This window comes from Nocardia sp. NPDC058518 (assembly GCF_042719655.1).
GTDB lineage: Bacteria > Actinomycetota > Actinomycetes > Mycobacteriales > Mycobacteriaceae > Nocardia.
This window is the reverse complement of the sequence record NZ_JBHXNJ010000014.1, coordinates 126,329-139,542: the sequence shown is the minus strand read 5'-3', so window position 1 is coordinate 139,542 and position 13,214 is coordinate 126,329. Positions and strand designations below refer to the sequence as shown.

General features: G+C 64.0%; 16 protein-coding genes and 1 pseudogene. 7 read left to right on the top strand and 10 right to left on the bottom strand.

Going from position 1 to position 13,214, the window contains the following annotated elements; translation table 11 throughout:
* Positions 1–63 precede the first annotated feature (63 nt).
* Entirely contained in the window at positions 64–246 is a 183-nt protein-coding gene (locus ACFWPX_RS23250; RefSeq protein ID WP_378922493.1) for a type II toxin-antitoxin system VapB family antitoxin, read from the top strand.
* Positions 247–360: 114 nt separating this feature from the next.
* Positions 361–1,032, top strand: a complete 672-nt coding sequence (locus ACFWPX_RS23245) for a RadC family protein (protein WP_378922495.1) — start codon at positions 361–363, stop codon at positions 1,030–1,032.
* Between the two features lie 33 nt (positions 1,033–1,065).
* Here the strand turns inward: ACFWPX_RS23245 and ACFWPX_RS23240 are convergent, their stop codons facing one another.
* Together ACFWPX_RS23240 and ACFWPX_RS23235 are read right to left on the bottom strand one after the other, a co-directional pair.
* The gene (locus ACFWPX_RS23240; RefSeq protein ID WP_378922497.1) at positions 1,066–1,782 is read right to left on the bottom strand and encodes a TetR/AcrR family transcriptional regulator; all 717 of its coding nucleotides are present in this window, start codon (positions 1,780–1,782) and stop codon (positions 1,066–1,068) included.
* Positions 1,783–1,810: 28 nt separating this feature from the next.
* Positions 1,811–3,040, bottom strand: coding sequence for a cytochrome P450 (locus ACFWPX_RS23235; protein WP_378929055.1), 1,230 nt, complete (start codon positions 3,038–3,040; stop codon positions 1,811–1,813).
* A gap of 205 nt (positions 3,041–3,245) precedes the next feature.
* Between ACFWPX_RS23235 and ACFWPX_RS23230 the strand changes: the two genes are divergently transcribed.
* Positions 3,246–4,136: a fructosamine kinase family protein gene (locus ACFWPX_RS23230; RefSeq protein ID WP_378929054.1), complete on the top strand. Its 891-nt coding sequence runs from the start codon at positions 3,246–3,248 to the stop codon at positions 4,134–4,136.
* Positions 4,137–4,284: 148 nt separating this feature from the next.
* Positions 4,285–4,368, top strand: coding sequence for a CxxxxCH/CxxCH domain-containing protein (locus ACFWPX_RS23225; protein WP_378922524.1), 84 nt, complete (start codon positions 4,285–4,287; stop codon positions 4,366–4,368).
* A 489-nt stretch (positions 4,369–4,857) separates the two neighbouring features.
* Here the strand turns inward: ACFWPX_RS23225 and ACFWPX_RS23220 are convergent.
* The 4 genes and pseudogenes from ACFWPX_RS23220 to ACFWPX_RS23205 form a co-directional block, all read right to left on the bottom strand.
* Positions 4,858–5,013 (bottom strand): annotated as a pseudogene (locus ACFWPX_RS23220) (succinate dehydrogenase iron-sulfur subunit); the annotation flags it as partial.
* A gap of 42 nt (positions 5,014–5,055) precedes the next feature.
* A complete protein-coding gene (locus ACFWPX_RS23215) occupies positions 5,056–5,559 on the bottom strand; it encodes a hypothetical protein (protein ID WP_378922503.1) in 504 nt (167 codons plus the stop codon).
* Positions 5,560–5,584: 25 nt separating this feature from the next.
* Positions 5,585–6,799 (bottom strand): WXG100 family type VII secretion target, encoded by a 1,215-nt coding sequence (locus tag ACFWPX_RS23210; protein WP_378922505.1) that lies wholly within the window; start codon positions 6,797–6,799, stop codon positions 5,585–5,587.
* Positions 6,796–7,101: a hypothetical protein gene (locus tag ACFWPX_RS23205; protein ID WP_378922507.1), complete on the bottom strand. Its 306-nt coding sequence runs from the start codon at positions 7,099–7,101 to the stop codon at positions 6,796–6,798. Before ACFWPX_RS23205 ends, ACFWPX_RS23210 begins: the two co-directional genes overlap by 4 nt.
* Before the next feature lie 135 nt (positions 7,102–7,236).
* On the opposite strand from ACFWPX_RS23205, the gene ACFWPX_RS23200 reads away from it, so the two are divergent.
* The gene (locus tag ACFWPX_RS23200; protein WP_378922509.1) at positions 7,237–7,599 is read left to right on the top strand and encodes a YbaB/EbfC family nucleoid-associated protein; all 363 of its coding nucleotides are present in this window, start codon (positions 7,237–7,239) and stop codon (positions 7,597–7,599) included.
* A gap of 80 nt (positions 7,600–7,679) precedes the next feature.
* On the opposite strand, the gene ACFWPX_RS23195 is transcribed toward ACFWPX_RS23200, so the two are convergent.
* Genes ACFWPX_RS23195 through sdhC form a run of 4 tightly spaced genes read right to left on the bottom strand, consistent with a single transcriptional unit; the run spans position 7,680 to position 11,076 of the window.
* A complete protein-coding gene (locus ACFWPX_RS23195; protein WP_378922511.1) occupies positions 7,680–8,450 on the bottom strand; it encodes a succinate dehydrogenase iron-sulfur subunit in 771 nt (256 codons plus the stop codon).
* Positions 8,450–10,219 carry a succinate dehydrogenase flavoprotein subunit gene (sdhA, locus tag ACFWPX_RS23190; protein WP_378922512.1) on the bottom strand — a complete coding sequence of 590 codons (1,770 nt, stop codon included), beginning with the start codon at positions 10,217–10,219 and terminating at the stop codon, positions 8,450–8,452. Before sdhA ends, ACFWPX_RS23195 begins: the two co-directional genes overlap by 1 nt.
* Positions 10,220–10,235: 16 nt before the next feature.
* Positions 10,236–10,670: a succinate dehydrogenase hydrophobic membrane anchor subunit gene (locus ACFWPX_RS23185; RefSeq protein ID WP_378922514.1), complete on the bottom strand. Its 435-nt coding sequence runs from the start codon at positions 10,668–10,670 to the stop codon at positions 10,236–10,238.
* Position 10,671: 1 nt separating this feature from the next.
* Positions 10,672–11,076, bottom strand: coding sequence for a succinate dehydrogenase, cytochrome b556 subunit (gene sdhC, locus ACFWPX_RS23180; RefSeq protein ID WP_378922516.1), 405 nt, complete (start codon positions 11,074–11,076; stop codon positions 10,672–10,674).
* Between the two features lie 290 nt (positions 11,077–11,366).
* On the opposite strand from sdhC, the gene ACFWPX_RS23175 reads away from it, so the two are divergent.
* Positions 11,367–11,768 (top strand): cytidine deaminase, encoded by a 402-nt coding sequence (locus ACFWPX_RS23175; protein ID WP_378929053.1) that lies wholly within the window; start codon positions 11,367–11,369, stop codon positions 11,766–11,768.
* 27 nt (positions 11,769–11,795) lie between these two features.
* On the top strand, positions 11,796–13,082 hold the full coding sequence (locus ACFWPX_RS23170) for a thymidine phosphorylase (RefSeq protein ID WP_378929052.1): 1,287 nt from the start codon (positions 11,796–11,798) through the stop codon (positions 13,080–13,082).
* Positions 13,083–13,214: the final 132 nt, after the last annotated feature.

Genomic DNA, 13,214 nt, shown 5'->3' with positions numbered 1-13,214 from the left:
TGAATTAGCGGACGCGCCGAGCAGCCATCACGCAAGATTGCGTTCGTAAGAAGAGGAGGTTGTGTGCGCACCCTGCGAATAGATCTCGATCAGCGCCTGCTGGCCGCTGCCGCCGACATCATGGGCACCGCCGACAGCAATGCCACCGTCAACGAGGCGCTGCGCCGCATCGTGGTGCACGAACGTCAGCTACGCAATTTGGAACGGTTGATGGCTGATTCGGTTTTCAGCGCGGAGCCCACCTAGTGGGGTAGGTCCAGGTTCGGGGTTGCGTCACCGACGTGTGGCCGAGGGGTAGCCCGAATCTGTCGGTACCCCCTGCGATTATCGGAGTCAGTCACCGATCCGCAGGGGGATACGATGTCGGTTCCGATCGCGAGTTTGCCTGTCGCCCAACGCCCGCGTGAGCGATTGCTCATGCTCGGCCCACACGCGCTCAGCGACGGCGAACTACTGGCATTGCTGCTCGGCCAGGGCACTCGCGGCCAGTCCGCGCTGGAAGTCGCCGCCCAATTGATCGGCGACTACGGCGGTTTGGCCGAACTTGCCTCCGCTCGCCCCGAAGAATTGGCCGCCCGCGCGGGCATCGGCCCGGCCAAAGCCGCCACCGTCGTCGCCGCCTTCCACCTCGGCACCCGCTCCCGCACACCCACCGATTCGCTACCTCAGCTCAGCACCCCCGAGGACATCGCGGCCGTGGCGATCCCGCTGTTCGCGGGTGCCCGCGTAGAGCGACTCCTCGTCCTCATCTGCGACACCCAAAACCGCCTGCGCCACCGTGCTTTCGTCGCCGAAGGCGCCATCGACCACGTAGCCGTCCCCGTCCGGGAAATCCTCAACACCGTCCTCCGCCACGACGGCCGAGCCTTCGCCGTTGTCCACAACCACCCCTCCGGCGACCCGACACCCAGCCCCGACGACCGCCGCGCCAGCACCCTGCTCCACCAAGCCGCCCGCACAGTAGGTCTGCGTTACCTCGACCACATCGTCATAGGAGGCGAAATCTGGTCCACCGCGCCACCTTTCGCGTGATAGACGGGCGACGTTGCTGGCAACCCGGTGTTCTCAGTCGGCGAAACCGGTGGTGCGAGCCAGGTCAGAGAGCATGGCATCGAACATGATCTCCGGGTCCGCCAGGGGGATCGGGTAGTTGCCGAACACCTCGAGGGTGACATGGCCGAACAGGCGGGCCCAGATCTGCACCATCAGGTACGTGACACCCAGGTCCAGCTTTTCGGCGGGGAACTTCTGGCCGGACTCCGAGAGCATGGCGAGCAGGTCGGTCTGGAAGCCGATGAGGTCATCGCGCAGCGCGGCCGGGATGGACTCGCCCGGTGGGGTGGCGATCTCGAAGTTCGCCAGTAGCCTGCCCGCGGCGGCGAGGAAGATCCGGCCGAAGGGTTCGTCGAAGCGGCGCATCATCGACCGTTCCGAGCTGGGCGAGGCGAACACCAGGGTGAACTCCCTTGGATTCGCCAGCGCCCAGTGCCGGAAACCCCGGCAGATGGCCAGGAACTGCACCGCGCCGTCGTCGGGCAGCGGCTCGATCTCGGTCGAGAGGAACTCGGCGAGATCGGCGCAGAATTCCACCCGCATCCGCTCGATCAGCTCATCGCGCGAGGAATAGTGCCGATACAGCGCCGGCGCGGTGACGCCGAGTTCGCGCGCGATCGCCCGCAGGGTGACCGCGTCGGCGCCCTGCTCGGCCAGCAGCGCGCGCGTGACCCGCCGGATATCGGCATCGGTCACCACCGGCGCGCGGCCACGTACCTTGCCTGTCACCCGGCCATCCCCTCGATCACGTGTCGGTTCAAGCGTATTCGACCTCCCAGCGCTTGATGCCGTTGAGCCAGCCGCTGCGCAGGCGCACCGGGTCGGCGACCTGGCGCAGATTCGGCATCGCGTCGGCAATGGCATTGAACATCAGGTCGATCTCCAGGCGGGCCAGATTCGCGCCGACGCAGTAGTGCGTGCCGGTGCCGCCGAAGCCGACGTGCGGGTTGGGGTCGCGCAGGACGTCGAACCGGAACGGGTCGGCGAAGGCCGTTTCATCGAAATTGGCCGAGCTGTAGAACAATCCGATCCGCTGGCCCTGCTTGATCTGCTGCCCGCCGAGTTCGAGGTCGCGCGTCGCGGTGCGCTGGAAGGCGGTCACCGGCGTTGCCCAGCGCACGATCTCGTCGGGTGCGGTGCGCGGGCGCTGCTCCTTGTAGAGCTCCCACTGATCCGGGTTGTCCACGAAGGCCTTCATGCCGTGGGTGATCGAATTGCGGGTGGTCTCGTTGCCCGCGACCGCGAGCAGGATGACGAAGAACGCGAACTCGTCGGAGCCGAGGTGCTCGCCGTCGACGTCGGCGTTCACCAGTTGGGTGACGATGTCGGCCGCCGGACAGCCGCGGCGCTGTTCGGCCATGTTCCAGGCATAGCCCATCACCTCGGCGGTCGCGGTGTGGTGGTTGCCCTCGAACTCCGGATCGTCGTAGGAGATCATCTGGTTCGTCCAGTCGAAGATCTTGCGGCGGTCCTCCTGGGGGACGCCGAGCAGTTCGGCGATCGCCTGCAGCGGCAACTCGACGGCCACCTGCTCGACGAAGTCGCCGCGACCGGATTTCTTGGCCTCCCACACGATCCGCTCGGCTCGCTCGGTGAGCGCGGCCCGCAGGTTCTCCACCGCGCGCGGGGTGAACCCCTTCGACACGATCCGCCGGATCTTGGTGTGCTGCGGCGGATCCAGGTTCAGCATCAGCATGTTGCCGAGCATGTCGATCTGCTCGCGTGTGGTCTCCTCGTTGAACCGGATGATCGCCGTGTTCTCGTGCGAGGAGAAGTCCTCCGGATTCTTCGAGATCTCCTTGATGTCGGCCAGCTTGGACACCACCCAGTACCCGCCGTCGTCGAACCCGCTGGCGCGGTCGGGCTGCGCGCACCACCAGACCGGCGCGGTCCGCCGCAACTCGGCGAACTCTTCGATCGGCAAACGGCTGGCGAGCAGGTCGGGATCGGTGAAATCGAACCCCGCGGGAAGGTTTGTGCTGGTCACAGCTATCTCCTTTGGTCCGGTGCGTCAACGTCGCAACGTGACGTGGAACACGTTCATGAAGATGAAACCATGCCGAGCCTGTTTGTGAACAGTGTTTAGTAATACCCGTTTACAAAGGGGGTCGGTCTCTTGCGGCCGGGTGGCGAGGGGGTGGGATCTCCCGATTCGCCGACCGTCACCGCCTGTGCGTGGGCAAGATGGCGGCGTGGACTTGCCGTTTCTGCGTGCGAACCCGCACCTGCTGCCGACGTTCCTCGCCCATCAGCGGCTGCGGACGACGCCTGTCTCGGGTGGGTCGATCAGTGTCGCCGAGCGGATCGTGCTCGATGACGGGACCCATCTGTTCCTGAAGACCTGGCCGGGCGGGGTATCCGCCGTCCCGACCGCCGAGCCCGTGCCCGCTCCGCCAGGGCTTTTCGGGGCCGAAGCGGACGGGCTTCGTTTGTTGCGGTCGGCCGGTGGGGTCGCGGTGCCGCAGTTGTATGCCCAGACCGGTGAACTGTTGTTGATGCAGTGGGTCGACCACGCCGAACCGACCGCCGTTGCCGCCGAACGGTTCGGTGCCGGATTGGCCGTCACCCATGATGCGGGCGCCCCCGAATTCGGCGCTGCCACCGAGGGTTTCCTCGCCGGACTGCCCCTGGACAACACCCCCGGCGAGGACTGGCCGACCTGGTACCGCGAACGCCGAATCCTGCCGTACCTGAAACTCGCCGTCGAGGCGGGCGCCCTCGACCACGCCGACGCCACCCACCTCGAATCAATTCACATCGAAGCCCCCACCGAACCCCCCGCCCGAATCCACGGCGACCTCTGGCCGGGAAACATCCTCTGGGGCCCAGCCGACACCCCCTGGCTGATCGACCCCGCCGCCCACGGAGGCCACCGCGAAACCGACCTGGCCACGCTCTCCCTCTTCGGCGGTGCGCCCTACCTTCCCCGAATCATCGCCGCCTATAACGAAGTTCAGCCCCTCGCTCCCGACTGGCAGACCCGCATTCCCCTCCACCAACTCCACCTTTTACTGGCTCATGCCGTCCTCTTCGGCCGTTCCTACCGAACCGCCGTCTTGGACGCCGCAGCCCATTACCGCTAGTTCGTCTCGCTGGGGGACGGCCGAGGCCGCCACCATCGTTGTGCGGTGACGGCCTCGTGGGATCGGTATTCAGACCGTCGACGGTTCCCGTCGCGGCGCCACGGGCAGGGTGCGAGACGCCGAACGGGTCGCCCACACGGCGAACCCGATGTACAGCACCTGTTCCGGGATTCGCTGCCACAGCGGCGATGCGGGCTCTCCCGCGAAGGGAACGTCGTTGAGGGCCGCGTAGATGTTGGCGGGTAGCAGCAGGAGGAACAGGGGGACCAGGGCCCAGCCTGCGAGCCGGCGGGTACGGGTCAGGATCAGGCCGAGCGCGGCGAGTAGTTCCAGAACGCCGCTGGCCAGGACCATGAAGCCGGGGAACGGGACGAAGGGCGGGATCATGGCGACCATGTCGGCGTAGTTGGGCATCACGGTGACGCTCGCGGGCATGAAGTGCGCGGTTCCCGTCATCACCAACATGACGGCCAGTGCGTGGGCGGCGCTGACGGTCCACGAGGCGAACCGGGTCACGCCGAGTGCTCCGAGCGTGCGGAAGACGACGAGCGAGCCGACGAGAGCGATGAGGGTGATCATAAGTACTCCCAGAATGGATACTGACACTATCTACTATGGATAGTAACACTATCCACCCTCTCGTCATTCCCCGCAAGTCCCCACGAACGACAAAGGCCGCCCGCACCTTTCGGTGTAGACGGCCTGCGCCGAGCGGGAAAGATCAGCGGGTGAAGAGCAGGGCTCGCTTGACTTCCTGGATCGCCTTGGTGACCTCGATGCCGCGGGGGCACGCGTCGGTGCAGTTGAAGGTGGTGCGGCAGCGCCAGACACCCTCGACGTCGTTGAGGATGTCGAGGCGCTCGCGGGCGCCTTCGTTGCACGTTTCGTGGCCCGTGGAACCGGGCGCGGAAGAACTGGCTTACGCTCCGCCCCTGATGTCGAGCACCCAGATCGTATCGTTTGTGGGGTAGCCTCGCTCAATTGCGCGTGGCGTCACCGATGATGTCGGTGTCGAGTATATGTCGCTGGTCATGCCGTTGCGGGGTCGCTGATCGTCAAATGCGTATATGACCTCTTTGTTCTTCATAAAGACGTGCATTGTGGATTCAGTGCTGCGCGAACGGTTTTTCCATTCGATGTCACTGACGCCGATAATGCTATTGATACGTTCGGATGAAGAATCCCCAGTGAAGCTATACAGCCGATCCCAGTCGCCGACGGGAATACCTGTGCTTTGGACGATATCGCCCAGCCGGGCACTGTTATGTGAGGCGAGTAATTGGGAAAATGGGCCGTCCCAACCCGCAGGTTCTGCGGCGATCTCGACCGAGTCGCTCGAGCTTATCGCATTGCATCCTGGCAAGGTTGCAGCGCTGACTGTCAGTAGGAGTACGGAAATGGCTTTCCATCGATAAATTGACATGGCGTCTATGACCTCTGCTCCGTGTTCACGAATTTGGCCTATCCGGCGAAGGTTGACTATTCGGCAAAGGTGTTCCAGGTAAGAATATTGGGTTCTGATCGAAGTCCGAAGAAACGACCGAAGCGCCCGGTTTTACATCTCTGGTCCAAGCCAGGTTCTGGTCTTGGTCAATGAGGACGGTGTCGCCGCCGTCGACAGCCTGCTGTACCAATTCCCGCATCTCGGCGGAGCTTGCCTGCGGGTTTTCCGCGCCTATGCGACGTCCGACTTCGTTATTGTGCAGGTCCATGGCTTCGCGCACCGCCGCGTTATCTGCTCGCCCTTCGTGTTTAGTGGCGTATTCCTGAGTCCATTCTGGCCCGAATTCCTGTGTCAACATCGCGTTCCAGTAGGTATGTCGATATGCATCTACATGACTGTCCTGGGTGGGGATGTTGGGGTAGGCCTCTTCAGCTGCCTTCGACGCTTCGTCGGATAGAACGAGAAAGCGTGCTTGGTCTGCGAGGCTAAGGCTGTTGAGCATATCAGCTTCGCTCTGTGTAACTTCTTTTGGTTCAACGTCGATTTTTCCTAGCGATATAACCTCGAGGCCTTCGAGGCTCGCAGCTAATGCGCCGTCCGGCCACTTTGTCATACCGGCGGGATCGACGCCCGTCTGCTGACTGAATTTGATCTCATCGAGCTCGGCGTTGGGTGGGATCGGAACCTCAGCAAAGATGTTGTTGATCGCAGTTCGGGAGTCTTCTGCCGCCTGGGCTGCGTTGATAAGACTTGTCTTCACCGAAATTTCATGCTGTCGAGCCAACTTCTTTGCTATCGCGAGCGCGGTAGTTAGATTCTGCTTTTCCTCGTGGATCAACCATGCCATAAGTTCTTCGGAATAGTCGACGGAACCATCTTCGCTCACTTTTAGTTTCAATTCCTCGGCAGCGGATATTGCATCGACGGCCGCCGCCTTTGCAAATCCGAGAATTTGCGCAATGGAACGTGTGGCTTTGTGTGAGTCTTCGAATGCTCCGATTACTTTCGAGAGGGAAGTTCGCGCTTCGTCACTCTTGGTCCGCATCGCATCACCCGCGGGCCCCCTCCAGAATCCGGGTGAATCGGACATCTGCGTGGCGATGGTCGAATGCTCGGCAGTAATCAATTGGGTGCTGGTCGCCCACTCGTCTGCCTGGCTGATCAGGGCTGCGAACGACCAGCTCTTGATTTGCGACACAGTCGGCGGGGTCGAGGTCATCGTGGGCCATTTTCAAGGTTCTCGAACTCAGTTACCTGACGTTGTTGCTGGGCTTGATACTCGGCCACACTGTGCGTCGCGGCATTGTTTATTTCCACAAGCTGCCCCCCTACGCCACGAATGCTCGCGCTACCACGCCACCCGGCTTTCATATACGTATGACCGAGTCCGGATCCTGGAAGGGCGGTTTCGATCGCTGCAATGAAGCCGCTGGTAGGTACTCTGCTGAGCGCGTCCTGCGATGCGGCAAGTGCTCCGATCATTCCGTTGATTCCATCAGCGTCGACATATAGGTCGGACAAGCTGCAATCCTCTCCCCGGTGGACGGGTTGATACGCTAGCACAACTGTATCGATGACTGGGGAGGCGGTTTAAGCTCGATGAGGTCTGATGTTGATCCGATCAGTGGACGGATGGAAGCGGTCCATCGAGCGTTGATGACCGACCGTGCAGGCGCTGGGCGACATGGTGTTTCCGTAGAGGTTTCCGCGGACGGCACGCTCGAGTCGCTTCGTATCGCCGAATCCGTGACCCCGTATGGCAAGGAGCTAGCCGCGCTGATCGTGCAGCTCACCAAAGAGGCACTGGTCGAGGCCAGACAGAATGTTCGCGAGCGCATGGCGGAATTGAAGGCTGATCCCCGACTGGATGATGTACTGGAATCTATCGCCCTGGCAACCGAACGGCCATTGGCTCCTCAGCCGCTCGAGCAAGCGCGGTCGGTTGATCTCGATGACGACCTGACAGAGGAAGAGCTTATCGAAATGAACGAACGGCGAAATCAGTCGTACTTTCGCTAGACGACAAGGTCGACAGCGCGCAAATGCCAGGGGCCGCTCGCATCTCGGATGCGGGCGGCCCGTGACGTAACGCGGGAAGATCAGCGGGTGAAGAGCAGGGCTCGCTTGACTTCCTGGATCGCCTTGGTGACCTCGATGCCGCGGGGGCACGCGTCGGTGCAGTTGAAGGTGGTGCGGCAGCGCCAGACACCTTCGACGTCGTTGAGGATGTCGAGGCGCTCGCGGGCGCCTTCGTCACGGCTGTCGAAGATGAAGCGGTGGGCGTTCACGATCGCGGCCGGGCCGAAGTAGCTGCCGTCGGTCCAGTAGACGGGGCACGACGTGGTGCAGCAGGCGCAGAGGATGCACTTGGTGGTGTCGTCGAAGCGGGCGCGGTCGGCCTGGCTCTGGATCTGCTCGCGGGTCGGCTCGTTACCCGAGGTCATCAGGTAGGGCTTCACGGCGCGGAACGCGTCGAAGAACGGCTCCATGTCGACCACGAGGTCCTTCTCCACGGGCAGGCCGCGGATCGGCTCGACGGTCATGGTGAGGGTCTTGTCGCCCTTGGGCAGCATGTCCTTCATCAGCACCTTGCAGGCCAGCCGGTTCACACCGTTGATCCGCATGGCATCCGAACCACACACACCGTGGGCGCAGGAGCGCCGGAAGGTGAGCGTGCCGTCCAGGTAGGACTTGATGTAGATCAGCACGTTGAGGAAACGGTCCGTCGGCAGGACCGGCACCTGGAACGAATCCCAGTGCGCGCCCTTGTCGTCTTCGGTGCTGAACCGGGCGATCTTGACGGTGACCATGACCGAGCCCTCCGGCACCGGCGCCGGCTTCTGCTTGGCGGTATCGACTGCAGCAGTCATCAGTACTTACGCTCCATCGGCTCGTAGCGGGTCTGCACCACCGGCTTGAAGTCGAGGCGGATCTCGGAGATGAGCTCCGGCCCCTCCTTGTACGCCATCGTGTGCCGCATGAAGTTCGTGTCGTCGCGGTCCGGGTAGTCCTCGCGGGCGTGGCCGCCACGCGATTCCTTGCGGTTGAGCGCGCCGACGACGGTGACCTCGGCCAGCTCCAGCAGGAAGCCCAGCTCGACGGCCTCGAGCAGGTCGCTGTTGTAGCGCTTGCCCTTGTCCTGCACCGTGATCCGGGTGTAGCGCTCCTTGAGCGTGTGGATATCGGTGAGGACCTTCTTGAGGGTTTCCTCGGTGCGGAACACGCCCGCGTTGGCATCCATCGTGGCCTGCAGCTCGGTGCGGATGTCGGCGACGCGCTCGTTGCCGTGATCGGACAGGATCAGCTCGAGCCAGTCCATCACCATCTGCGACGGGTTCTCCGGCATCTCGGTGAACTCGGTGCGGTTGGCGTACTCGGCGGCCGCGATGCCGGCGCGACGGCCGAACACGTTGATGTCGAGCAGCGAGTTGGTGCCCAGACGGTTCGCGCCGTGCACCGAGACGCACGCGCACTCACCGGCGGCATACAGGCCGGGGACCACGTCGGTGTTGTTGCGCAGCACCTCGCCACGGATCTTGGTCGGGATACCGCCCATGACGTAGTGGCAGGTCGGCATGACCGGCACCAGCTCGGTCACCGGGTCCACGCCGAGGTAGGTGCGCGCGAACTCGGTGATGTCGGGCAGCTTCTCCTCGAGCACGTCGGCGCCGAGGTGGGTCACGTCGATGTAGACGTAGTCCTTGTTCGGACCGGCGCCACGGCCCTCGGCCACCTCGAGCACCATCGAGCGGGCGACGATGTCACGCGGCGCGAGGTCCTTGATGGTGGGGGCGTAGCGCTCCATGAAGCGCTCACCGGAGGCGTTGCGCAGGATGCCACCCTCACCACGGACCGCCTCGGAGATGAGGATGCCCAGGCCCGCGAGGCCTGTCGGGTGGAACTGGTGGAACTCCATGTCCTCGAGCGGCAGGCCCTTGCGGAACACGATCGCCATGCCGTCACCGGTCAGCGTGTGCGCGTTCGAGGTGGTCTTGTACATCCGGCCCGAGCCGCCGGTGGCGAACACGATCGACTTCGCGTGGAAGATGTGGATGTCGCCGGTGGACAGCTCGTAGGCGACGACGCCGGTGGCGACGGGGCCACGATCGGACTCGGTCATCACCAGGTCGAGCACGTAGAACTCGTTGTAGAACTCGACGTCGTGCTTGACGCAGTTCTGGTAGAGCGTCTGCAGGATCATGTGACCGGTGCGGTCGGCGGCATAACACGCGCGACGCACGGGCGCCTTGCCGTGGTCACGGGTGTGGCCACCGAAACGACGCTGGTCGATCTTGCCCTCGGGCGTGCGGTTGAACGGCAGGCCCATCTTCTCCAGGTCCATGACCGCGTCGATGGCCTCTTTGGCCATGATCTCCGCGGCGTCCTGGTCGACGAGGTAGTCGCCACCCTTGACGGTGTCGAAGGTGTGCCATTCCCAGTTGTCTTCTTCGACATTGGCCAGCGCGGCGCACATGCCGCCCTGGGCCGCGCCGGTGTGGCTGCGGGTCGGGTACAGCTTGGTCAGGACCGCGGTGCGAGCGCGCGGACCGGCCTCGATCGCCGCGCGCATGCCCGCGCCACCGGCGCCGACGATGACCACGTCGTAGCGATGCTCCTGAATCGGACGGGATTCACTCATGCGAGGTGGCCTGTTCCTAACCTGTGATGTTGGGGTCGAAGGTGAAGATGACGTACGTGCCGACGCTCACGATCACGACCATCGAAACCGCCAGGATGACCTTGAGCCAGAACCGGGTGGAGTCCTTGCGGGAGTAGTCGTCGATGATCACGCGCAGGCCGTTGCCGCCGTGCAACTGCGCCAGCCAGAGCATGGACAGGTCCCAGAACTGCCAGAACGGGCTGGACCAGCGACCGGCCACGAACGCGAAGTTCAGGCGGTTCACGCCACCGTCGATCATCAGCATGATGAACATGTGGCCGAGCACCAGCACGATCAGGAACAGGCCGGAGATGCGCATGAACAGCCATGCGTACTTCTCGAAGTTGCCGTTCGACTTGCCACGCGGCGAGCGGGGGGAGTCGAGGCTGGCCGGGCGATCGTAGGACTTGCCGAGGACAGGTGCAGACATATCAGTGCTCCGTCAGCAGGTAGAAGAACTGGCGGCCGACGCCGGCGGCGGAGACCAGAACCCAGATGGCGAGAACAATCCACAGCATCTGCTTCTGGTATCGCGGACCCTGGGACCAGAAGTCGACCAGAATGACCCGGACGCCGTTGAGGGCGTGGAACAGGACGGCGACGACGAGGCCCATCTCCATCAACGCCACGACGGGGTTCTTGTAGAGCGCGATGGAATGGTCGTAGGTGTCCGGGTTGACCCGGACCAGTGCCGTGTCCAGCACGTGCACGAAGAGGAAGAAGAACAGCGTGACACCGGTGATCCGGTGCAGCGCCCAGGACCACATGCCGGGGTCGCCGCGGTACAGCGTCTTCCGCTTCGGCTGGGCCGGAGCCGGAGCTTCTATCGTGGTCATAGAGTGCGGTGCCTCCAACGTCGTTGATGGACCCGGTCACAGATCCGACGCCGGCATGCGTGGAGAGGCAAATGCCCAGGTGGCTGCGCTGTATTCTCGAGCGCTGGCCCGCCGCCGGGAACCTGAACCGATCTTCGGTGAACTCTAATCCCCTCTGTTTCGCGGAACTAATTCGGCGTGCCGTGCGTTGCGCGTAAAACAGGCGAGTTAGGTTTACCTTTCCCATTGCCGGATACTGGTGTTCCGGCCCCTGTTTCCCGGTGTTCGGCGGGATCAGCTGGAGGTTTCCGATGCCCGAAATCGACTGGAATACGTTGCATGACATGGCAATTCGCGCTATGGGGTCGGCGTATGCCCCGTACTCGGGTTTCCCGGTCGGCGCCGCTGCTCTCAGCGCGGATGGCCGAATTGTGAGCGGATGCAATGTGGAAAATGTCTCATATGGGCTAACCCTGTGTGCCGAATGTGTACTCGTCGGTAACTTATTCGCGTCGGGTGGCGGGCGTCTCATCGCCGTATCGGTGACCGATTCCCGGGGTGAAATCCTGATGCCTTGTGGGCGTTGTCGGCAGCTGCTGTTCGAACACGGCGGGGGCGAACTACTGGTGGATCACCCAGAGGGCCCGAAGCCGCTGTCGGAGCTACTGCCCTACGCCTTCGGACCGGATGATCTGGCCGCCGGCCAGCAGTAGTCGGATCGCGGTGCCAGACTTGGCACCATGACGGCACTGGATGCGGTTTCGGTCATTACTACCAAGCGCGACGGCGGGGAGCTGTCCGACGCACAGATCGACTGGGTGGTGGATGCGTTCACCCGGGGGGTCGTGGCCGACGAGCAGATGTCGGCGCTGGCCATGGCGATCGTGTGGCGGGGGATGACCCGGCGCGAGACCGCGCGGTGGACGGCGGCGATGATCGGGTCGGGCAGCCGGATGGACTTCACCGATCTGCCGCGGCCGACCGTCGACAAGCATTCGACCGGCGGGGTCGGCGACAAGATCACCCTCCCACTGGCTCCGCTGGTGGCCGCGTGTGGAGCGGCGGTGCCGCAGTTGTCCGGCCGCGGGCTCGGGCACACCGGCGGAACGTTGGACAAACTCGAGTCGATCCCCGGCTGGCAGGCCGACGTGACTGTCCCCCGAATGCGCGAGATCCTGGCCGATCCGGCGATCGGAGCGGTGATCTGCGCCGCGGGTGCCGATCTCGCCCCCGCCGACAAGCGGCTCTACGCGCTGCGCGATGTGACCGGCACCGTCGAGTCGATCCCGTTGATCGCCAGTTCGATCATGAGCAAGAAGATCGCCGAGGGAACAGCGGCGCTGGTCCTCGATGTGAAGGTCGGATCGGGGGCCTTCCTCAAGACCCTCGACGGTGCTCGCGAACTCGCCACCGCGATGGTCGAACTCGGGCGCGATGCGGGCGTAAAGACCGTCGCGCTGCTCACGGCGATGGATACCCCGCTCGGGCGGACCGCGGGCAATGCGATGGAAGTCGCCGAGTCGGTGGAGGTTCTCGCCGGCGGGGGTCCCGCGGATGTGGTCGAGCTGACGTTGACGCTGGCGCGGGAGATGGTCGCGCAGGCAGGGCTGCACATCGATCCGGCCGACGTGCTCGCCAGCGGTCGGGCCATGGATCACTGGCGCGCGATGATCCAGGCGCAGGGTGGAGATCCCGATGCGCCGTTGCCGACCGCCAGGCACACCGAGATCGTCCGCGCCGAGTCAGCCGGTGTGCTCACCCGGCTCGACGCCATGGGTATCGGCATCGCCGCGTGGCGGCTCGGCGCCGGTCGTACTCGCCAGGGTGAGCGGGTGCAGGCGGGGGCGGGTATCGAGATGCACGCCAAACCGGGAGATGCCGTGGTGGCCGGTCAGCCGCTGCTCACCCTGCACACCGATACGCCGGATGCCTTCGCCGGAGCGCTGGCTGCTCTCTCGGACGCGGTGGCTGTCGAAGCTGGATCCGAGGCGAAGCCCGGGGAACTGGTCCTCGGCAGGATCGGGTGACCTGGGGTTTGGTGGGCATGGAAGGGATTTCCTGTGTTCGGTAGTCCCAGGCAGGTTTGACGCTGTGTTTATTGGAGCGCTGGCGCGCTCGAGTCGCGGCCCCGAGGGGCCGCCGGTTAGCCACCGTTGCTT